22 protein-coding genes are annotated in these 19,603 nt (G+C 71.1%); 6 read left to right on the top strand and 16 right to left on the bottom strand.

The window, feature by feature from the left end; all coding sequences use genetic code 11:
* Nucleotides 1–5 precede the first annotated feature (5 nt).
* The 6 genes from GA0070564_RS17440 to GA0070564_RS17420 form a co-directional block, all read right to left on the bottom strand.
* Complete coding sequence (locus GA0070564_RS17440; protein ID WP_091609743.1) at nucleotides 6–815, bottom strand: class I SAM-dependent methyltransferase; 810 nt, start codon at nucleotides 813–815, stop codon at nucleotides 6–8.
* Between the two features lie 2 nt (nucleotides 816–817).
* A complete protein-coding gene (locus GA0070564_RS17435) occupies nucleotides 818–1,231 on the bottom strand; it encodes a nuclear transport factor 2 family protein (RefSeq protein ID WP_091609742.1) in 414 nt (137 codons plus the stop codon).
* 34 nt (nucleotides 1,232–1,265) lie between these two features.
* Nucleotides 1,266–1,697, bottom strand: a complete 432-nt coding sequence (locus GA0070564_RS17430) for a nuclear transport factor 2 family protein (RefSeq protein WP_218104953.1) — start codon at nucleotides 1,695–1,697, stop codon at nucleotides 1,266–1,268.
* Between the two features lie 52 nt (nucleotides 1,698–1,749).
* Nucleotides 1,750–2,106 (bottom strand): hypothetical protein, encoded by a 357-nt coding sequence (locus GA0070564_RS28935; RefSeq protein WP_141714806.1) that lies wholly within the window; start codon nucleotides 2,104–2,106, stop codon nucleotides 1,750–1,752.
* A 44-nt stretch (nucleotides 2,107–2,150) separates the two neighbouring features.
* Nucleotides 2,151–2,534 (bottom strand): hypothetical protein, encoded by a 384-nt coding sequence (locus tag GA0070564_RS28930; protein ID WP_141714805.1) that lies wholly within the window; start codon nucleotides 2,532–2,534, stop codon nucleotides 2,151–2,153.
* Nucleotides 2,535–2,652: 118 nt separating this feature from the next.
* Complete coding sequence (locus tag GA0070564_RS17420) at nucleotides 2,653–3,090, bottom strand: Rrf2 family transcriptional regulator (protein ID WP_091609739.1); 438 nt, start codon at nucleotides 3,088–3,090, stop codon at nucleotides 2,653–2,655.
* A gap of 176 nt (nucleotides 3,091–3,266) precedes the next feature.
* On the opposite strand from GA0070564_RS17420, the gene GA0070564_RS17415 reads away from it, so the two are divergent.
* Both GA0070564_RS17415 and GA0070564_RS17410 read left to right on the top strand, forming a co-directional pair.
* Nucleotides 3,267–4,016: an SDR family oxidoreductase gene (locus GA0070564_RS17415; protein WP_091609738.1), complete on the top strand. Its 750-nt coding sequence runs from the start codon at nucleotides 3,267–3,269 to the stop codon at nucleotides 4,014–4,016.
* 178 nt (nucleotides 4,017–4,194) lie between these two features.
* Complete coding sequence (locus tag GA0070564_RS17410) at nucleotides 4,195–4,638, top strand: VOC family protein (protein WP_091609737.1); 444 nt, start codon at nucleotides 4,195–4,197, stop codon at nucleotides 4,636–4,638.
* A gap of 118 nt (nucleotides 4,639–4,756) precedes the next feature.
* On the opposite strand, the gene GA0070564_RS17405 is transcribed toward GA0070564_RS17410, so the two are convergent.
* Complete coding sequence (locus GA0070564_RS17405; RefSeq protein ID WP_245670088.1) at nucleotides 4,757–4,951, bottom strand: DUF4913 domain-containing protein; 195 nt, start codon at nucleotides 4,949–4,951, stop codon at nucleotides 4,757–4,759.
* A 183-nt stretch (nucleotides 4,952–5,134) separates the two neighbouring features.
* On the opposite strand from GA0070564_RS17405, the gene GA0070564_RS17400 reads away from it, so the two are divergent.
* Nucleotides 5,135–5,698, top strand: coding sequence for a dihydrofolate reductase family protein (locus GA0070564_RS17400; protein WP_091609736.1), 564 nt, complete (start codon nucleotides 5,135–5,137; stop codon nucleotides 5,696–5,698).
* A 55-nt stretch (nucleotides 5,699–5,753) separates the two neighbouring features.
* On the opposite strand, the gene GA0070564_RS17395 is transcribed toward GA0070564_RS17400, so the two are convergent.
* The 7 genes from GA0070564_RS17395 to GA0070564_RS17365 form a co-directional block, all read right to left on the bottom strand.
* Entirely contained in the window at nucleotides 5,754–6,548 is a 795-nt protein-coding gene (locus tag GA0070564_RS17395) for a hypothetical protein (RefSeq protein WP_091609735.1), read from the bottom strand.
* A 126-nt stretch (nucleotides 6,549–6,674) separates the two neighbouring features.
* Nucleotides 6,675–7,322: a response regulator transcription factor gene (locus GA0070564_RS17390; RefSeq protein ID WP_091609734.1), complete on the bottom strand. Its 648-nt coding sequence runs from the start codon at nucleotides 7,320–7,322 to the stop codon at nucleotides 6,675–6,677.
* Nucleotides 7,310–8,593, bottom strand: coding sequence for a sensor histidine kinase (locus GA0070564_RS17385; RefSeq protein ID WP_091609733.1), 1,284 nt, complete (start codon nucleotides 8,591–8,593; stop codon nucleotides 7,310–7,312). The genes GA0070564_RS17390 and GA0070564_RS17385 overlap by 13 nt, the downstream gene beginning before the upstream one ends.
* Nucleotides 8,594–8,761: 168 nt before the next feature.
* Nucleotides 8,762–10,081, bottom strand: a complete 1,320-nt coding sequence (locus GA0070564_RS17380) for a hypothetical protein (RefSeq protein WP_091609732.1) — start codon at nucleotides 10,079–10,081, stop codon at nucleotides 8,762–8,764.
* Nucleotides 10,082–10,159: 78 nt separating this feature from the next.
* Complete coding sequence (locus GA0070564_RS17375; protein WP_091609731.1) at nucleotides 10,160–11,098, bottom strand: LysR family transcriptional regulator; 939 nt, start codon at nucleotides 11,096–11,098, stop codon at nucleotides 10,160–10,162.
* Nucleotides 11,099–11,353: 255 nt separating this feature from the next.
* Nucleotides 11,354–12,226, bottom strand: coding sequence for an NAD(P)-dependent oxidoreductase (locus GA0070564_RS17370; protein ID WP_091609730.1), 873 nt, complete (start codon nucleotides 12,224–12,226; stop codon nucleotides 11,354–11,356).
* Entirely contained in the window at nucleotides 12,223–13,158 is a 936-nt protein-coding gene (locus tag GA0070564_RS17365; RefSeq protein WP_091609729.1) for an SDR family NAD(P)-dependent oxidoreductase, read from the bottom strand. The genes GA0070564_RS17370 and GA0070564_RS17365 overlap by 4 nt, the downstream gene beginning before the upstream one ends.
* Nucleotides 13,159–13,465: 307 nt before the next feature.
* On the opposite strand from GA0070564_RS17365, the gene GA0070564_RS17360 reads away from it, so the two are divergent.
* Nucleotides 13,466–15,868 carry an RICIN domain-containing protein gene (locus GA0070564_RS17360; RefSeq protein WP_091609728.1) on the top strand — a complete coding sequence of 801 codons (2,403 nt, stop codon included), beginning with the start codon at nucleotides 13,466–13,468 and terminating at the stop codon, nucleotides 15,866–15,868.
* 398 nt (nucleotides 15,869–16,266) lie between these two features.
* Here GA0070564_RS17360 and GA0070564_RS17355 read toward each other — a convergent pair whose 3' ends face one another.
* Nucleotides 16,267–16,875, bottom strand: coding sequence for a TetR/AcrR family transcriptional regulator (locus tag GA0070564_RS17355; protein ID WP_091609727.1), 609 nt, complete (start codon nucleotides 16,873–16,875; stop codon nucleotides 16,267–16,269).
* 98 nt (nucleotides 16,876–16,973) lie between these two features.
* Here GA0070564_RS17355 and GA0070564_RS17350 point away from each other — a divergent pair, with 98 nt between their 5' ends.
* Both GA0070564_RS17350 and GA0070564_RS17345 read left to right on the top strand, forming a co-directional pair.
* The gene (locus tag GA0070564_RS17350) at nucleotides 16,974–17,624 is read left to right on the top strand and encodes a hypothetical protein (protein ID WP_091609726.1); all 651 of its coding nucleotides are present in this window, start codon (nucleotides 16,974–16,976) and stop codon (nucleotides 17,622–17,624) included.
* Nucleotides 17,625–17,645: 21 nt separating this feature from the next.
* On the top strand, nucleotides 17,646–18,632 hold the full coding sequence (locus GA0070564_RS17345; RefSeq protein WP_091609725.1) for a CPBP family intramembrane glutamic endopeptidase: 987 nt from the start codon (nucleotides 17,646–17,648) through the stop codon (nucleotides 18,630–18,632).
* Between the two features lie 281 nt (nucleotides 18,633–18,913).
* Here the strand turns inward: GA0070564_RS17345 and GA0070564_RS17340 are convergent, their stop codons facing one another.
* Nucleotides 18,914–19,543, bottom strand: a complete 630-nt coding sequence (locus GA0070564_RS17340; RefSeq protein ID WP_091609724.1) for a TetR/AcrR family transcriptional regulator — start codon at nucleotides 19,541–19,543, stop codon at nucleotides 18,914–18,916.
* Nucleotides 19,544–19,603 lie beyond the last annotated feature (60 nt).

The following is a 19,603-nucleotide window of genomic DNA, read 5'->3' as shown; positions in this document are numbered from 1 at the left end:
ACGGATCAGACCGGGACCGGCGTGGTCGACGACGTGCCGCAGACCGCCCAGGCACGGGCCGTCAGCCGGATCGACCCGTCGGGGCCGGCCGGGAGCCGGGCGGCGAGGAGGTCCCGCAGGGCGCTCCGCTGCCGCTCGGTCAGCGAGGCCAGGTAGGCCGGGGCGGAGCCCTGACCACCCAGGAACGGCGTCCAGTAGTCGGCGAAGTCGGCGAAGACCGTCGGAACGCCGAGCGCCTGCACCGAGACGTCGGTCAGCCCGGCGTCGCTCCACAGCGCGCGCAACCGCTCCGGGCGGCACAGCGCGAAGCGGCGCCCGTCGTCCCGGACGGCCGCCGCGGGATCGAGGGTGCTGGCGGCGTCCCAGAAGTGGCGCATCATCGCCATGCCCTCGGCGTAGTCCCACAGGTACGCGGCGACCACCCCACCGGGGACGACCACCCGGGCGAACTCCGCCGCCGCCCGCGCCGGATCGGGAACGAAGTTCAGTACGAGCCCACTGACGACCACGTCGACGGCACCGCGCGGCAGGGGCAGCACCTGGGCGTCGGCGACGGAGAAGTCGGCCCGCGGGTCGTCGACGGCGGAGCGGGCCTGCCGCACGAAGCCCTCGGACGGGTCCACGCCGACGACCCGACGCGGCCCCGCCGCTGCCAGCACCGTCGAGGTCAACACGCCGGTTCCGCTGCCGACGTCGAGCCACCGCAGGCCGGCCGGCAGGTCGAGCCAGCGCAGGAACTCCACCGCGACGAGCCGGCTCCACCGCCCCACGTACGCCTCGTAGGCCGTACCGTCGTGCCACACCGGAGACGCCATCCCTACGCCGGGATGTCCGCAACTCCGCCCGGCAGGACGGCCCGGGCCGCGCGGACGAGATCCAGCGACTCCCGCAGGAGCTGGATCTTGCCGTTCGCGGCGACGAGCCGTCCCGCGTACAGCTGGCTGAAGGGACGGCCGGTGACGGTGCGGCGCTCCACCGAGTACTCCCCGAACGCCTGGTCCGGAGTGTCGATGAAGACCTCGACGTGGTCGAAGCCGAAGTCCGGGACCATCTCCAGCAGGCCCACGATGAACGCGCGGATCTCGTCCGGTCCGGCGATGCGGGGCGGCCGCCCGATCGACGACACGTACGGGAGTTCGATGACCCCGTCGTCGGCGAAGAGCGCCGCCGTGGCGTCGGGATCGGCGATCGTGGCGGTGTAGGCCACCATCAGCTCGCGTGCGCTTCTCATCCGATGTCCCTTCTCGCGGCCGGTACCGGGTGGCTCAGCCCTGCATCTGGATGTAGTGGCTGACGTCTCCTGCCGTGTGGATGCGCGCCTCCCGCTCGACGAAGCGCCACTGTCCGTCTCTTCTCTCGAAGCGGTCGGTCCAGCGGCCCGTCGCGATGACCTGGAGCGGGAAGTTCTCCAGGCCCTGGAAGATCGTGTAATAGGAACGCGCCCGGGCGGTCTCGGCGCTCTCGTCGACCTCGAGCAGGATGTTGGAGGTGATGTGGCTGGTCCGCAGGGTTCCGTCGTCGTAGACCTTGAGGGCCGCTCGGGCCAGCTGCGGGATTTCCTCCCGTCCGCTGGCCGTCGCGCCATCGAGGTTGAGGGTGCAGTCGGACAGCAACTCGGCCAGACCGTCGAAGTCTCCCGCATCGAGCATCATGCAGTAGCGAGCCATCAGGTTCTGGATCTCACGTTCGGCGGACACGGCAGGCTCCCTCGAGGTGGGCTCATCGGAATCGGGGGCGGACCAGGCGCCGCTACGGCCTTTTCGGCACCGCGATGCCGGCGCGGGCCAGGACCGCGCGGGTGGTCTCACCGTCGCGCCGGCCGGCCTCCACCGGGTCCATCGCATCCGCGACCCGGGAGAAGGTCTCCGGGCCGGCTTGGCGCAGGTTGCCCTTCTCGGCCAGGATCCGCAGTACGTCCACCAGCGGGATGTCGCCCTCCCCCGCGAAGGCCCGGTAGTTCAGGCCGTCGTCGGCGAGGCTCTCTCCCTGGGGTTCGCGCGCGCCGTCGGCGAGTTGGGCGCTCCACAGGTACTCGGCCGGGATGGAACGCAGCAGGTCCAGGTTCGGCACCCCGAAGACCGGCACGAACTCCAACTGCACGTCCATCCCGGCATCGGCGGCGCGGTCACACAGCTGCGCGAAACCCTCGGTCAGCACGTCGACCGGTGGGGCCTGGGCGGTGTCGAAGGCGGGGAAGGCGAGGATCGTGCGTACTCCGAGCCGCTCGGCGATGGCGAAGCCCTCTCCACCGGCGACATCGAACTTGTCCCTGAGGCTCCGCCGCCGGCGGCGAGGTCGATCGGGGCCCAGTCGGTGAAAGCCTCGAAATGCCGGATCGGCACCCCGGCGTCCTCGGCCATCCCGATCACGGCCTGCGGCGACAGTCCCGAGCCGATCGCCGCCCGGTAGGTGTCCGCGGCGACGGCCATGCTCGTGAAGCCGCCGGCCCGCGCGGCGCGGACATGGTCGACGAAGGGCCTGGTGCGGACCGAACCGGACCAGAAGACCAGGTCGAGGTCGGGCTGAGCGGTCATGGCGCGGGCCCTCCGGGACTGGTGGACGGGTCGGAGACGGACGTTGTCGCCGTCGCCGCATACCCGCCTCAGGCCGGAGCGAACGGCTGAGATGTCATGTCGTCCGCATCCACCCCCGCTACGGCTGCCGGGCCAGCACGTCGAGGAGCATGTCGGCGATGGTGGTGGTCGCCAGCTCCCGCCGGACGGCCTCGTCGAGCCGGCCGAAGACCTGCCGCAGTGCGGGTTGGATACCGAATCCGACCGGGCACGACTGACTCGGCGGGGAGTGATGCAGGGCGAAGAGCGGCTCGTCGTCCCCGACCGCCAGGTACACGTCGAGCAGGGTGATCGACTCCGGTTCCCGCGCCAGGCTCCAGCCGGCGCCGGCCCCCCGACGGGACTGGACGAGTCCGGCCTCGCGGAGCTGGCCGAGGCAGCGGCGGATGACCACCGGGTTGGTGTTGACGCTGACGGCGATGCGCTGCGACGTGGCCACCGCAGCCGGGTCGCGCCGGTCCAGGGCCATCCACGTCAACACGTGCACGGCGACGCACAACCTGCTGTTTCCACTCATTCCGCCCACCCCACCCGTCTGCTGTAACCACAAATGATACATCGGTCACCCCAGGTCGGGCCTCGGTTGTCGCCGTCAGTCGTAACAGTTACGGTTACATTCAGCGGCCCACTTCCAGGGCCGTTCCGCACACCACCAGCTCGCTGGGGACAGCGACCGGACCGGAAGGCAACACCATGGGTCAGCTTCAGGGCAGGACCGCCGTCGTGACCGGCGGCACAACCGGGATCGGCCTGGCAGCCGCCCGGCGATTCGCCGCGGAAGGCGCGCACGTGTTCATCACCGGCCGGCGGCAGGACGCCCTCGACGCGGCCGTCGCCGAGCTCGGCGACGCCGTCACCGGCATCCGGGGCGACGTCGCGGAGCCGGGCGACCTCGACCGCCTGTACGCGGCCGTCGAGCAGCAGGGCAGGCGCATCGACGTGTTGTTCGCCAACGCCGGCGGCGGATCCTTCCGCCCGCTGGAGCAGGTCACCGAGGACCACTTCGACCAGATCTTCGACACCAACGTCAGGGGTCTGCTCTTCACCGTGCAGAAGGCGCTGCCCCTGCTCAACGACGGCGCCTCGGTGATCCTGACCGGCTTCACCGCCGCGAGCACCGGCACGGAGGCCTTCGGCGTCTACGGCGCTTCCAAGGCTGCCGTGCGCTCCTTCGCCCGGACCTGGGCCAACGAGCTGCGCGGCCGCCGCATCCGGGTCAACACCCTGACCCCCGGCCCCACCGACACGCCCGGCATCACCGGCCTCGCTCCCGACCAGGAGAAGGCGACACAGCTCAAGGGCTTCCTCGCCGGCCAGGTCCCGCTGGGCCGGATGGGTACCCCCGACGAGATCGCCTCGGTCGCGCTCTTCCTGGCCGGCGACCAGAGCAGCTTCGTCACCGGCATCGAGCTGTTCGTCGACGGCGGCGTCAACCAGATCTGAGCACCGCCTACCGCCGCATGGCAGGAACCGGAACCGCCATTACGGTCCGGCCGACGGCGCCCCGCTGGGATGCTGACCGTGACCTCGGGAGCATGCCGAGCGGGGCCGCCGCCACCAACCCGAAACGCAGGCGTCGGCCGGGCCGGCGCAGCGCCACACCACTTCCAAAGAGGGAACCATGCCCAGCAACGACAGTCCCGGATTCACCCTGTCCCTGCACAACATCACGATCACCGTCAGCGACATCGACGCCGCGGTGCGCTGGTGGAACGACGTCTTCGGGCTGCGGGAGACCGCCCGCTCGCGGTTCGACGCCATCAACGCCGACGTCGCGTACGTCGAAGGCGCCGGCTTCCGGCTCGAACTGCTCCAACCCGCCAACGGTTACCGGGTCCCCGACATGTTCCTCGATCCGCCGGAGCACATCCGGCCCATCGGCAACAAGGCCCTCGTGTTGCGGGTCGACGACCTCGCCCGGGCCACCGACCGGTTCCGCGAGCTGGGCGTGACCATCGTCTGGGACCAGATGGACCTCGGCGACGGCAGCCGCTCCACCGCCATCCGGGACACCGACGGCAACTTCATCAACGTCTTCCAGACCGGCGCCAGCCCCGTCGGCTGAGCCGGCGACACCGCCGGCCGGTCCCGGAACGTCCGCGGGACCGGCCCGCCCGCCGGGCCGGCTGAGCGCGGTGGCCACCGGTTGCCCCTCCTCGATCCGGAGGGGCGACCGGCGTCGCTCAACGGTCGTCGTACCGCTCGGCCCAGGGCCGCTCCTTCGGCCGGTGGCCTCCCGGCTTGCAACCGGCGAACGGGCCGTCGGGGCTGCGCAGCGTGCCCATGGTCGGCCAGAGGTGGTTCTGGTGCCACAGGGCCGGGTCGGACGGCGCCGCACCGGGGCCGGTGCGGTTCAACGGCGATCGCGGCCGGATCACGGACCGGGACCCTGCGTCGGTGTGCCGGGCCAGTTCGTCGACCAGCCGTCGTTACCGTGGAACCTTCTCCCGGGATGGTGTCGGATTCCGGCCGAGTCGTTCGTAGGACGGGCGAGAGGCAGAAACGTCTGCCAGATCCTGAGACTGACTGAGTCGGATCGCAGCGCACCCGGAGGTAGCGGTATGGCAAAGCTGATCTACGTGACCAACGTGTCGATCGACGGCTACATCGAGGACGAGAAGGGAGTCTTCGCCTTCTTCCCGCTCGACGACGAGGTGTTCGCGTTCACCACCGACCTGCTGCGGCCGGTGGGCACGTTCCTCTACGGACGGCGCCTGTACGAGATGATGGCCGTCTGGGAGACCGACGCTGCCCTGGCCGCCCAGTCCGACCTCATGGCCACCTTCGCGGACGTCTGGAAATCGGCGGACAAGATCGTCTACTCCACGACCCTCACCTCGGTGTCGACGGCCGCCACCAGGCTGGAACGCCGTTTCGACCCCGCGGCTGTGGAGCACCTGAAGGCCACGGCCGACGGTGACATCACCATCGGAGGCGCCGATCTGGCGGCGCAGGCCATGCGGGCCGGGCTGGTCGACGAGTGCCAGTTGATCGTCTGGCCCACGGCCGTCGGAGGCGGCAAGCCGGGGCTGCCCACCGGCGTACGCACCGACTTCGAACTGCTCGACCAACGCCGATTCGGCAACGGGGTCATCTGCCTCAGTTACCGTCCGCTCGGCCGCTGACCACGGCCACCATCCTGATCCGTTCGCTGCGGCCGGTGTGACCACCGCCCGGCGGTCACCATCCGCCGGCGAAGAACGCTCGAAGTGCCGGCACCGGGTCCGCCGCGGTGGTCGCGTTCGCCACCACGACCGCTGTCACGGCCAGGGCGAGCAGTGCCGAGGCGACGCCGTACGAGCCCAGCACACGCCTGGTTCGCCGGTCGGGCGGGGTCGTGGCGGCACGTCTCGTCCAGAGCACCAGGCTCACGCCGCCGAGGAGGACCGCGACGGTCGCGGCGATCACGGCCATCGCCGAGTGATAGTGGGCGAAGTCGCTGATCATCGCCTCGATGACGGGCCGGTTCCGGGCGCCGGGGCTGGTGGAGTCGGCGAGTCGCTGCCGGACCTGCGCCAGCGTGTCGGTGAGTTCCCCGTCTGCTGGTCCGTCGGTCAGCATCGGCAGCAGCGAGGCGAAGGGGGCCAGGGCACCCTGGACGTTGGCCATCACGGCCGCCGTGGCGATCGTCGTGAGCACCGTGACGAGAACGCCAGCCGACGCGAGGACGGCCCTCGTCCGCCGCCGGAGGCCGCCGGCCCTCAGGTATGCCTGCCAGAGCAGGCCGCCGAGCGTCACGAGCACGATCAGCAGGGCGGCGGCGATAACCGCCTTGGCGAGGTGGTAACGGAACCAGTACTCGACGACCCGTTGCAGGCTCGGCGGGAAGGACCGGTCGCCGGACGCCCAGTACTCGACGAATGCGGCGCGGAGGGCGTCGACGAGGCGTCCCTGGTCACCCAGTTCCCCGCCGGAGCCGCCCGCCGCGAGCCTGGGCGGGGCGAGGACGAAGGCGGCCACGAGGGCCGTGGCCACGGCGACGAGCGAGGTGAGGGCCCCGCCGGAGAAAGCGGTGGACCGTGAAGGGGTGGTGAGGCGGTGCAACGAGGACTCCCTCTACTCGATCGGGTGTGGACGGCGTACGCCGGTTTTTCGGCTCGCCTACTGCTGGCCCCGCAGGTATGCGAGAACGGCGAGGACCCGCCGGTTGGTGTCGTCACTGACCGGCAGGTGCAACTTGGCCAGGACGCTGCTGATGTGCTTGCTCACTCCCGCCTCCGTCAGCACGAGGATGCGGGCGATGGCCGCGTTCGAGTGACCCTCGGCGATCAGTGCCAGCACCTCACGCTCGCGGGTCGACAGGTGGGCCAGCGGATCACGGCCGCGTTGCATCAGTTGACGGACGACCTCGGAATCGACGACCGTGCCGCCCGCGGCAACCCGCCGCAGCACGTCGGCGAACTCCGCGACGTCGGCCACGCGGTCCTTGAGCAGGTATCCGATGGCCCGACCGTCACCCGAGCCGAGCAGTTCGCCGGCGTAACTGTGCTGGACGTACTGGCTCAGCGCGACCACGGCGAGGCCGGGGTGCGCCGCGCGGACGGCCACGGCGGCCCGCAGCCCCTCGTCGGTGAAGTTCGGCGGCATGCGTACATCGGTGACGACCAGGTCGGGAGTGGTGTCGTCCACGGCCGCCACCAGAGCGGCGGCGTCACCGACCGCGGCCACGACGTCGAAGCCGAATCGGGACAGCAGGCCGACCAACCCTTCGCGGAGCAGGACGGAGTCCTCCGCGATCACGACGCGCACGGCAGCTCCACCCGCAGGATGGTGGGCCCGCCGGGCGGGCTGGAGATCAGCAGCCGACCGTCGGCGGCCGCCGCCCGGTCGGCGAGGCCGGTGATGCCCGATCCGCGCGCCGGGTCGGCGCCGCCGCGCCCGTCGTCGCACACCTGGACCGTGAGCGTGCCGCCGGCGTGCCGGGTGGTGACGACGGCCTCGGTCGCCCCGGCGTGCTTCACGGCGTTGGCGAGCGCCTCCGACACCGCCGCGAAGGCCACCGTCTCCACCGCCGCCGGGAATCGGCCCGGGTCGGCGTCGACGCGTACCCGCAGCGGGCTGCCCGCGGCGAGTTCCTCCACCGCCGCCCGCAGTCCCAGCTCGCGCAGCGTCCGTGGGCTGATGCCGCGAACCAGGTCCCGCAGCTCGGCCATCAGCGTCTTGGCCTGCGCGTGCGCCGAGGCCACCGCGGCGGCCGCAGGCGAGTCGTCGGGCAGGTCGAGCTTGGCGAGGCCGAGTTGCATGGTCAGGCTCACCAGTCGTTGTTGGGCGAGATCGTGCAGGTCGCGTTCGATGCGGTTCCGTTCGACGTCGAACGCGTCGGCCAGCCGGGCCCGGGACCGGGTCACCTCGACCAGTTCGGCCTCGGCCGGGTCGCGTTCGGCGCACAGCAGCAGGCGTGCGAGGGCGGCGTGCGCTCCACCGAACGCGGAGGTCAGATAGAGCAGGACGGGGACCAGCACCAGGCCGAGCACGGCCCGACCGGCGATGCTCCCGGCCGAGTCCATGCTGACCGCGCGGTGCTGGACCGCGACCGGTGTCGATACGACGAGCAGGCCCACGACGGCGAGCACGGCGAGCCACACCGGCGCCACGATGCCGAGGAGCATCAGGTAGGCCACCGCACGCCAGGTCGCCGGATCGGCGTAGAGGTTGCCGATGCGCCGCGCTCGCACCGGGGCGGTGTCTGCCAGTCGCAGCCGCCACCGCTCGACCTCGCCCACGGCGAGGGCGAGTCTCGGCATCACGAGCGCGAGCAGGCCCACGCCGACGACACCGAGCACGGCGGCGGCGAACAGGTCGGAACCGGTGCGCAGCGCCGCCTCGTCCGGGCTCGTGGGATGGGACCTCAGCACCCAGACCGCCGAGACCAACGGGGTCAGCGGCACGGCGAGCAGGAGCCAGAGCAGGCCGGCCGCCACCGCCGTGGTCGCCGTGTAGGCGATGCCGCGCCACGGCCACGCCGACACCAGGAACCGAGACCGGGTCACGGCCCTCAGCAGGGTGATGTCCGACGTCATTTGCCCAGGCTAGGTGAGCGCCGACGGCACGAACCAGGACTCTGGATCGAGTCTTCCGGTAGTGCTGGCAATACCCGGCGATGGTCAGCGCCGCCGGGAGTGGGCGACCGCCGGCGTAGCAGTGGCGACGTCGGGGCGGCCGGGTCCCGGCCGCCCCGACGGCACCACTCAGATGACCTGGTTGGTGGTGATCCAGTCGGTGGCCCGCACGTGCGAACCGTCGTGGTACACGTACCGGTACGTCACCTCGACCGGTGCGCCGTCCTCGCCGTAGGTGATGGTGCACTCGGTGTCCCGGATGGTGCCGTCGCTGACGGTCACGTGCCGGATGTTCCAGTCCGGCGCGTCCACCTGGAGGTTGCCCTCCTCCCGGCCACCCCACGGGTTCCCCGTCAGATACACCGAGTTGGTCAGGGTGTTGGTCATCCGGACGTTCATGGTCAGCGGCATCATCGTGTCGTAGTGCGGGTCGTCGCAGTCCTGCACGCAGTTGCCGCCCAACCCGAACTGGATCCACAGCTTCGCGCAGCCGGTGACCCGTACGGTGACCGACGAGGAGAGCTGCGTCGGCCCGTCATAGCTGAACGTGATGACGTCGGTGCCGTTGCCCGATCCGTCGGGCGTGTAGGTGACCGCGTCCGGCCCCGACGAGGCGTCGACCGTGCCGTGCTGGAGCTGGTCGAGGTTGCCGACGCCGCTCACCGCGTACCCGGCGGCGCCGTCACCGGTCACCGACGGCGCGGGGACGGTGATCGGGGCGCAGTGCGCCGCCGTCACCTCGGTCGGCGGGACCGCCGCCCAGCCGGGCTGGCTGTAGTCGGCGAGCACCACCGGGTCGGTGGTCGGGGCGCCGAGGTCCGGCAGCCCGTCGTAGTCGTAGTCGTACCAGTTGATTTCGCCCGCTCCGGTTCCGGCCACGATCTGGCTGCCGAGGTCGGCCTTGGGCGCGACCCCGTTCGGGCAGGGCCGGGACAGGATCTGCAGACCGTTGACGGTCAGGCTTCCGCCGGTGTTGCCGACCATGTCCACCACGTAGGTCACCCGGTACTTGATGATGACGCCGCAACCGCCGCCGTTCTGGTCGGCCTGGGCCAGCGCCAGCGCGAACCCGCCCTGGGCCAGGGTGGCGGACGTGCAGATCACGTCACCGACAGTGGCCGGAAGCTTGGCCGGTGGCGCCAGGCCGATCGCCTTGAAGGCCAGCGAGCAGCCGCCGGTGAGCAGCGCGTTGCGCTGCAACTGCTGGATCAGGTTCTGGGTGTCGCACTCGCTGAGGGCCTGCCAGACCTGGTACTCCCAGCCGAAGACGGTGCGGTAGTTCTCGTTGTCGATCTCCTGGCTGGCGCCGCTGCGCCCCCGGCAACCGGGCGACGCGGCGATCGGACCGGGGTCGAAGACGGGGTCGTCCGCCCGGGCCGCGGACGGGGTGACCACGAGAAGGCCGACGAGGAGGGTGAGGACGCTGACGAGCGCGCGGACTCGGCGCATGGCTGCTCCCTGGAGGATGTCGGGACGACGCGGCCAGTGTCGCGCCGTGGACCGGCTCGCAGACAGCGGTGACGGCGGTCAGCCGTACGGACTCTTCGAAAGATCGTCACGGGTGGGCCGGTACGCGCGCCCCGCGGCCCGGAACGCGTCCAGGAGGTACCGGGCCCGCCAGTCGTCCGCCGTCTCCGGGCGGTACGCGGCGAAGTACCGGTACGGGGTGAGCCCGCGCAGCGGTCGGAGCACAGTCTGCGGTGCGACGCTGCCGGCCAGGATCGGCTCGGCCAGGCCGGCGCACTCGCCCGTGTCGATCAGACCGACGTACTCCTGCTGGTCGGTCGACGCCACCTCGTCGAGCCTGATCCCCAGCCGGTGCCGCTGCATCCGCCAGTACGTCAGGGCGCCGCCGCCGGGTGGCGCCACCCACCGCAGCGCGGCGTCGGCGACGTCCACCACCGACCGCCGGGCCAGCTGGCCGGAGCGGGGCAGGGCGACCAGGTAGCTCGCGGCGAAGAGCGGGTCGACCCGCACCTCCGGGCCGCACCGGAGGCGGTCGCCGGACCAGTCGGCGGCCACGAGCACGTCGGCCAGCCCGTCGCGGACCTGGCGCAGCCCCTCGGCCCGCTCCACGACCTGGACGCTCACCCCCCACGCGGCCGGGCCGTCGGGCAGCGCCGGCAGCAGCAGGCCGGACGCCACCGGCCAGGGCACGACGAGTCGCAGGGGGGTGAGCTCGGCGGGCCCGCGCCGGGCCTGCTCGGCCACCGCGTCGAGCTCACGGAGCAGGCCCCCGGCCCGGGCGTGCAGCAGCGCGCCGGCCACGGTGAGCCGGGCCCGCCCGCCCGAGCGGTCCACGAGCCGCACGCCGACCTCTCGTTCCAGCCGGTCGAGCTGGTAGTGCAGGCCGGAGACGGAGACCCGCAGCCGGCGGGCCGCGGCGGCGAGCGAACCGGAGCGGGCCACCTCGGCGAGGACGAGCAGCCGGCGCGGATCCCAGGACAGTGGTGCGTCGGCGACCATCGAGCCCTCCCTGCGACCGGAGCAGCACAGCACGTGTCGGGAAACGGGCCGTGAACCGCCCGTTGCGGCACGGACCACGCGAGTCCACGGTACGTATGCATGGGGTGAACCCACCACCACGGTCGGCGATCGGTCGATCCGCTCGCCACCGCGTTGATCCGGATGCCGCCCGGGGCGCCCTCGACGGGCTGCTCGACGCGGCGATCACCGCCGCACGCGGCTGACCCGCAGGGCTACGTCAGCCGGCGTCGCGACTCATCCGCCACGGTGCGTGGCTTCTCGACCGGCCCCGGCCGTCGACCGTCCGGCGACGATGGCGACGGCCTCCACCAGGCTGTCCGCGCCGGCCAGGCCGCGGTCGCGCAGCTCGCCCGGGTCGACCCCGCGCGCCCGGACCGCATCCGCGAAGTGCTCGATGTCCTTGCGCATGAGCGACTGCAGGTGCGGCGCGACGTCCGGGGTGATCTCGGTGTTCAGCGCGCCCAGCATGAAGCTGGCCCCGCTGCTCACCGAGAGCGCCGTGATCAGTGCCGGGATGTCCACGTCGAGCCGCTCGGCGATGCGCAGCATGTCGGCGGCGTTCTTGAGGTTGCTCATCGTCATCGAGTTGTTGAGCAGCTTGGTGAGCTGGCCGGTGCCGACCGGGCCCATGTGCACCACCAGGCGGGAGAACGTGTCGAAGATCGGCTCACAGCGGTCGTGGGCCGCCCGGTCGCCACCCACGAACGTGGTCAGCGTCCGGGCCCGGGCGCCGGGTCCGCCGCCACTGACCGGAGCGTCCAGGTACGCCACGCCGCGCGCGGCGAAGCGCTCCCCGAACGCCACGTTTCCGGTGGGGTCGCCGGTGCCGTGGTTGACCACCACGCTGCCGGGCCGCAGCCCGTCCAAGAGCCGACGGTGGTCCAGCAGGTCGGCGATGTCGTCGTCGTCGCGCAGGCACAGCAGCAGGACGTCGACCGCTCCGGCCAGCTCCGCGATGCTCGCCGCCACCGTGTACGGCGTCCCCTCGATCGCCGCCAGCGACTCCGGACGACGGGCCCACACGTGCAGGTCGTGGTCGCTCTCGCCGACCGCACGCGCCATCGGCGCGCCCTGGTCGCCGAGCCCGATGAAGCCGACGACGGTCATCGGGCACCCGCCCCCGCCGCGACCAGGTCCGAGGCGACGTTCCACAGCCGCTCGGCGTTGCCCGGGTCGACGGCGTACGCCGCCACACCCGCGTAGTCGACCGGGCGTTCGGTGACCACCGGCGCCTCGACGCAGTCCTCGAAGTACCGCCCGCCCACGCCGTCCAGCAGGGGGGACGCGGCGAGCAGCACCGAGGTGGCGGCGCCCTGCTGCGGGGTCTTGTGCATCTCCTTGGGCGACTTCAGCCCACCGGTGTGCTTCTGCAGCCCGGTGGCGATCGCGCCCGGGTTCAGCGCGTTCGACCAGATGCCGTCGCCGGACCAGCGGCGGGTCACCTCCACGGCGAGCAGCGCCTCGGCGCTCTTGGACTGCCCGTACGCCAGCAGCGGGTCGTACGGCCGGAACGCGAAGTGGAGGTCGTCGAAGACCACCGGGGAAAAGAGGTTGCCGCTGGAGCTGACCGACACCACCCGGGCGCGGCCGGCCGCGGCCAGCGCGTCGTGGAGCCCGACGGTCAGCGCGAAGTGCCCCAGAAAGTTGGTGGCGAACTGCATCTCCCAGCCCTCGGCGGTGCGCTGCAGCTCCGGCAGCGCCATGATCCCGGCGTTGTTGATCAGCATGTGCAGCGGCTGATCCCAGCCGGCGACGAACCGGCGTACCGAATCCTGGTCGGCCAGGTCCAGCTCGCGGGCGGTGACCCGGTCCGCGCCGATGCTGGTCGCGATCTCGGCGGCGGCCTCCTCACCGGCGCCGACCCGGCGTACCGCCAGGACCACCTCGGCGCCGGCGCGGGCCAGCGCGCGGGCGGTCTCGATGCCGATGCCGCCCGCACCGCCGGTGACGATGGCCCGTTGGCCGGTCAGGTCGACCCCGTCGATGACCTCGTCGGCGGTGGAGGCGAACCCGAACGGGGTGGTGATCCGCTCTGTCATGGCTGTGGTCCCTTCCACGATCGTGCTCATGACAGACACTGTCACCCGGTGGGCCGCCGGTATCCGGGTTCCTGGTTTTCCTGGTAGTGCCGGGACCAGGCTCCCGGCCCGGTCAGCTGCCGGGGCGTCGCGGTGTCGGCCGCACCGGTCTCCGAGTCGTCGGGGACGTCAGCTCGACCACTCGGCCAACAAGAAGCAACAGATCTTCCGATCGACTCTGTGCGGAATCGTTGATTGATGTGAGGGCACTGATCTAAAGTTGTCGATATATTCTTCCCCGTACCGCCCGTTCCTAAGGGGTGCCTCCATGGCGTACAGCGGTCTCCTCAGACGTGGCACGGCCCGGTTCCTGGCGCTCTGCCTGACCGCCTCCGGGTTGGCCACCATCCTCACCACGACGCTCGACGCGGCGCCGGCCGCGGCGGCGACCACCGTGACCATCAACGGCGGCGCGACCGGCCGGACCCTCGACGGGGTCGGGGCGATCAGCGGCGGCGGGGGCAACAGCCGGCTGCTCTACGACTACCCCGAGCCGCAGCGCAGCCAGATCCTCGACTACCTGTTCAAGCCCGGCTACGGCGCCAGCGTCCAGATCATGAAGGTGGAGGTCGGCGGGGACACCAACTCGACCAGCGGGGCCGAGCCGAGCCACCGGCACACCGCGTCCGACCTGGACTGCAATCGCGGCTACGAGTGGTGGCTGATGGAGCAGGCCAAGGCGCGCAACCCGAACATCAGGCTGGCGGCGCTCTCCTGGGGTGCGCCCGGCTGGATCGGCAACGGCAACTTCTGGTCGGCCGACATGGTGAACTACCTGATCGACTTCCTGGACTGCGCGAAGAACGCCCATGGTCTGACGGTCGACTACCTCGGCGGGTGGAACGAGCGCGGCTACGACAAGGGCTGGTACGAGAGCCTCAAGACGAGCCTCAACGCGCACGGCTACGGCAACGTCAAGGTGGTCGCCGACGACACCAGCTTCGACGTCGCCGACGCGGTGGTCGCCGATCCGACCTTCGCCGCCTCCGTCGACGTGCTCGGCTCGCACTACGTCTGCGGCTACCGCGGGTCGCAGAGCAACTGTCCGAGCTCGACCAACGCGCTGGCCTCCGGCAAGACCCTCTGGGCCAGCGAGAACGGCTCCGACGACTACAACAGCGGCGCGGTGGCACTGGCCCGGGGAATCAACCGCGGCTACCTCGACGGCAGGATGACCGGCTACCTGAACTGGCCGATCATCGCGGCCCTCTACCCCAACCTGCCGTACCCGACGATGGGGGTGGCGGTGGCCGCCCAGCCCTGGTCGGGCGCCTACTCGATCGGCCGCAACGCCTGGGTGATGGCGCAGACCACCCAGTTCACCGCCCCCGGCTGGCGGTACCTGGACAGCGCCTCGGGCTACCTCGGCGGGAACCGCAGCAACGGCAGCTACGTCACGCTGCGCGATCCCGGGTCGAACGCCTGGAGTTCGGTGATCGAGACGATGGACGCCGGCGCGGCGCAGACCTTCACCGCATCGGTCACCGGCGGGCTCTCCACCGGCACCGTGCACGTGTGGGCCACCCACGCCACCGGCACCGACCCGGCCCAGTACCTGGTGCACACCCAGGACGTCACCCCGTCGGGCGGGAGCTTCACGGTGACCCTCCAGCCGGGCTGGGTCTACACCCTGACCACCGGCGCCGGTGGTGGGCACGGCGCCGCGACCAGCCCGCCCAGCGGGAGCCTGGCGCTGCCCTACCCCGACACCTTCGACGGGTACGCGGTGGGCCGGGAGGCGCGGCTGCTCTCCGACATGCAGGGCGCCTTCGAGGTGACCGCCTGCGGCGGCGGCCGCGGCGGGCGCTGCGTCCGGCAGATGTCGCCCCGGGCGCCGATCACCTGGGACACCCTGAGCGATCCGTACGCGCTGCTGGGCGACGTCGGCTGGTCGAACTACAAGGTCTCCGCGGACACCCTGCTGGAGCAGGCCGGCTACACCGAGATCATCGGTCGGGCCGGCACCCAGCACGCCTTCGGGCCGGCCGGGTTGAACGCCTACTACCTGCGGCTGAGCAACACCGGGGCCTGGTCGTTGCTGCGCAACAACACCGACAACGCGATGGTCGCCATCCGGAGCGGCACGGTCGCCGCGCCCGGCACCAACACCTGGCACAACCTGGCGCTGACCTTCTCCGGCAGCACCATCACCGCCCAGATCGACGGGGCGACCGTCGGCACGGCGACCGACGCGACCTGGGCGACCGGCCAGGTCGGTCTCGGCACCAGCCAGGGCGAGACCGCGCAGTTCGACAACCTGTCCGTCACGGCGGTCGCCGGGCCGCCCTCGACCAGCGGCCGACTCCTCGGCGCGGGATCCGGCCGGTGCCTCGACGTCCCGAACGCCAGCACCACCAACGGCACGCAGGTGGCGATCTGGGACTGCAACGGCGGCGCCAACCAGAACTGGACGTCGAGCGGCGGGGCCCTGCGGGTGTACGGGAACAAGTGCCTGGACGTGCTCCAGCAGGCCACCGCGCCCGGCTCCGCGGTCGGCATCTGGGACTGCAACGGCGGCGCCAACCAGCAGTGGACGCTGAACCCGGACGGCACCATCGTCGGCGCCCAGTCCGGGCTCTGCCTGGACGTCACCGGGGCCGGTACGGCGAACGGCACCCCGGTCGAGATCTGGACCTGCAACGGCGGCAGCAACCAGCGCTGGTCCCGCTGACCGCCGCCGCCGGGCACAGGAGCAGCTGAGATCGATCCGGATCGGCCGCGGCCCAACGGTGCCACGGCCGGTCCGGGTCGCCGCCCGGGCGGCGACCCGCAGCGGGCCGCGTGCCGCCCCGGACCTCGGTCATCGGGACCTCATCCGGCACGTGTCGTCGGCGGCCGGAATCAGAGGTGCCGGTGAGTTCTCGGCTGGACAGCCGACGCCTGCGGCTCGCAGCGCGCGGAACGCAGCCAGCCCGCCCAACCCGACCCACCCGAAAACGCGAGGCTCCGGCGGCTGCCGTCGTAGATCATTCTGAGGAAGCCTGTCGTGCGCCAGGGTGCCTGATCCGTCGACCTGCGGCCGCCTCGGTGTGGCATAGCCGCACCGGAGTGCGACCGGAGACAGCCTCTTCAGGCGGTCGGGGCGTTGAGGATGCAGTCAACGGCCAGGTAGAGGGTTTCGGTTTCGGATTTCAGGATCGAGTCCTCGGCGGGTAGGGCTCGTTCGATGGAGAGCCCCTGCAGGACGGTGAGCAGGAATCTCACTCGGCGTGTGTGGTCCTCCCTGGGGAGCGCGCCTTCGTCAGCGAGAACCGTCAGCCAGTACTCGACCCGGCGCCCCCCTTCCCGCTCCACGGCCCGATACGCCGCGCGTACCTCCGCGGTCTGTTCGGGGGCGATGAATGTCTGGTACGCCGCGCCCCACGCCGCACGCGCCTGCTCCCCCACTCCGGCGGGGGCGAGCACCTGCCGCAGACAGCTGACCAGCCGATCCCGGGCGGGTAGCGACCGGTCGTGGATCGGGTCGTCCGGGAAAATCTGGTCGTAGATCCTGGCGAGCACGGCGTCCTGCAGCGCGCGCTGGGTCGGGAAGTGGAACCTGAGCGAGCCCGTGCTCACCCCTGCCCGCGCCGCGACCGCACGCACGCTCAACCGCGTGGTCACATCCTCTGCGAGCATCGCCGCCGCAGCCGCGAGGATCCGTTCCCGTGAGCCGGCACTGCCGTCGTCTCGTGCCATCCGTCACCTCCTGGCACAGCGTACTAGCACGCCGTGCTAGCGTCGCCACTAGTACAGCGTGTTAGTGCGAAGCGGCGGCCAACGGTGAGCGAGGAAACGTGATCGACAACTGGCGGCAACGGCGGGCAGCCAAGCGCATCACCAGCGGAGACGGACGGGCCTTGAAACGTCTCCGCTGGTGGCAACTGCCCTTCCGCGCCCTGTACTACCTCCCGCTACCCGACGGGGGCGGCCGGCGGACGGTGTATGCCGTCGACATCCCGCGCCGGACCGACCCGGAAGGCGGCAAGGCGAGAGCGCACCTGTATCTCGACGGCAGACACCACGCCGAGTCCAAGCTCCCGGCTGCCTTTCCCGTCGAGGGGGGCACCATCGAAGTGGCGGCCAGCGCCTTCGGGCTCAAGCGGTGCCACTACGTCACCATCGCCGGCGCGGAGCACCGACTCATCCCTGACCCGAAGTCCGCCGAGGGACGCCGCGCCCGCATCGAACGCGAGCACCCGGCACTGAGCCACTCGATCAGTTTCCTCTCGGCGCTGATGCTCCTCGTCGGCGTGGGCCTGAACCTGCTGCAACTCGCCGAACCGGTGTCGCAGATCCCCCCGATCGCCGAGAACATCGGAACTTTCGAATCGCCCGTCCGGCTACCGATCTGGCTCAACTTCGCCCTGGCCGTCGGGGCCGCGCTGGGGAGCACCGAGCGGGCACTCCGCCTGCGTCACAGCGTGCTCGACCAAGCCGGAAAGTAACCACATCCACCAGAGGAAGCCATGACCACCATGAACACACCGAACTCCCTACTGACTCCGGCCGAGCCCCGCAACGGGCCGTCAGTCCCCACCGGAGTTGAGTACCACCGGGTGCTCGCCGGCGACAAACGCCGTATCGGCCGCGGCATTCTCGCGATCATCCTCCTGCTGGCCGGTCTCGTCGTCTTTCCGACGGCCATCGGCAGAGCGGCTGCGCTCCTCGACGTACGGATGGGCAACACCCCGCCAATCCTGGGCGGCAGCGACTACACGCCGCTCTACCACGCCAGCACGATGTTCTCCCTCGGCCTGCTCATTCCGTGGAGCATGCTCATCCAGCGGTGGCTCTACGGCGTACCCAGTGCGTCGCTGCACTCCGTGACGTCGCGGTTCCGCTTCGACCTGCTCGGCAAGTCGCTGCTCATCTTCGGTCCCGCCTGGCTGGTGGTCAACGCCCTCGGAGCCCTCACACCCGTCGAGGAGTCCCCCTGGTCGCAGACCGACCTCGTCGCCATCTTCCTCGCCACGATGCTCCTCACCCCGCTGCAGTCGGCTGGTGAGGAATACGGCGTGCGGGGGCTGATCTTCCGAGTGATCGGAAGCTGGACCCGCAGCCCACGGGCGGGACTGATCACCGGGGTGCTGGCCTCGAGCGTACTGTTCACGGCCGTACACGGCGCGACGGATCCGTACATCATCGTCTGGTACTTCGTGCTCTGGACCGGACTGGCCATCATCACCTGGCGCACCGGCGGGCTTGAGATCCCCGTCATGCTGCACGCCGTCCTCAACACGTTCAGCCTCATCCTGGCCGTGTCCCTGCGGGTGGACCTCGGTAGCGCACTGCAGGACCGCTCAGCCGGAGTCGGCACGCCGTACCAGCTCGTCCCCGCCTTTGCGGTCGTCGTCATCACCGCGACCATCTGGTGGCGTACCCGAAAGACAGGACCAGCACTCACCCCCGGGCCAACCGGCCGCGGTGCGACGCCACGCCACACACGGTCGTGACGGGACAGCGGCGGCCCCGGACCTGGGGCCGCCGCTCGTCCGCCGTCGCCGGTCAGCACTCGAAGACCGCATCGATCAGGTTGTGCAGTGGAGTGCGTTCGCCCGGATCGGTGACGCTCGTTTGCCTGCCGCCGATCGCTGCGCTAAGGGCAGGACTTCGTCACGGAGCACAAGGGCACGTCATCACTCCCGCGCCAGCGGACCGCGCGTTCGTCCACCAGGTCATCTTCAACGGACGCACCCGGAGGTGCGCGTCAAACCAAACGGTTTGGGTGTTGGCCTCAGTGCGGACGAGGGAACATGCGCTCGACGGCGGTCACCAGTGCGGCGCGACGGGCGGCGATAGAGGGGTCCACGGCCTGGTCTGCGGCAGCGGCGGCGATTTCGGGCTGACCTGCCCAGGTCATGGCGATCTGGTTGATCAGGGCGAGGACGTCGACCGGGTCCCAGGCCGGGTCGAGCAGCCCGATGCGCTGAGCGTCGCGGAGTTTGTCGAGCTTGCCGGCGATCGTGGCCTGGAGGGGGCTGGTGGTGTTGTCTGCGGACCCGGCCAGTTCCAGGCGACCCCACGTGATCAGGCGGTAGTGGTCCGGACGAGCCGCGAAGTGGTCGAAGAGGATGCCGGCATAACCGGGCAGGTCGGCCGGATCCAGCTGAGTCGCCTCGACGAGCGCGGTCGTCTCGTGTTCGGCGACGTGCGCGTAAAGGGCTTCCTTGCTGCGGAAGTAGGCGTAGACACGTTCCTTGCTCGTCCTGGCGTGCTTGGCGATGCGGTCCACGCGGGCGCCGGCGATCCCATGCCGGGCGAACTCCTCCTTGGCCGCGGCGACGATCCGCTGGCGCGTGGAGTCGGTGGACTCGCTCGAGGTGGCGGCGTCCGGGGTCCGGCCAGGGCTGGTGGAACGAGGCATGAGCCCAGGATAGGCGACCGAACCGTTCGGTTTTGCGCGGCACTCCGGACAGGCGTACGG

This window comes from Micromonospora mirobrigensis, from assembly GCF_900091555.1.
Lineage (GTDB): Bacteria > Actinomycetota > Actinomycetes > Mycobacteriales > Micromonosporaceae > Micromonospora > Micromonospora mirobrigensis.
This window is presented reverse-complemented; position numbering and strand designations above follow the sequence as displayed.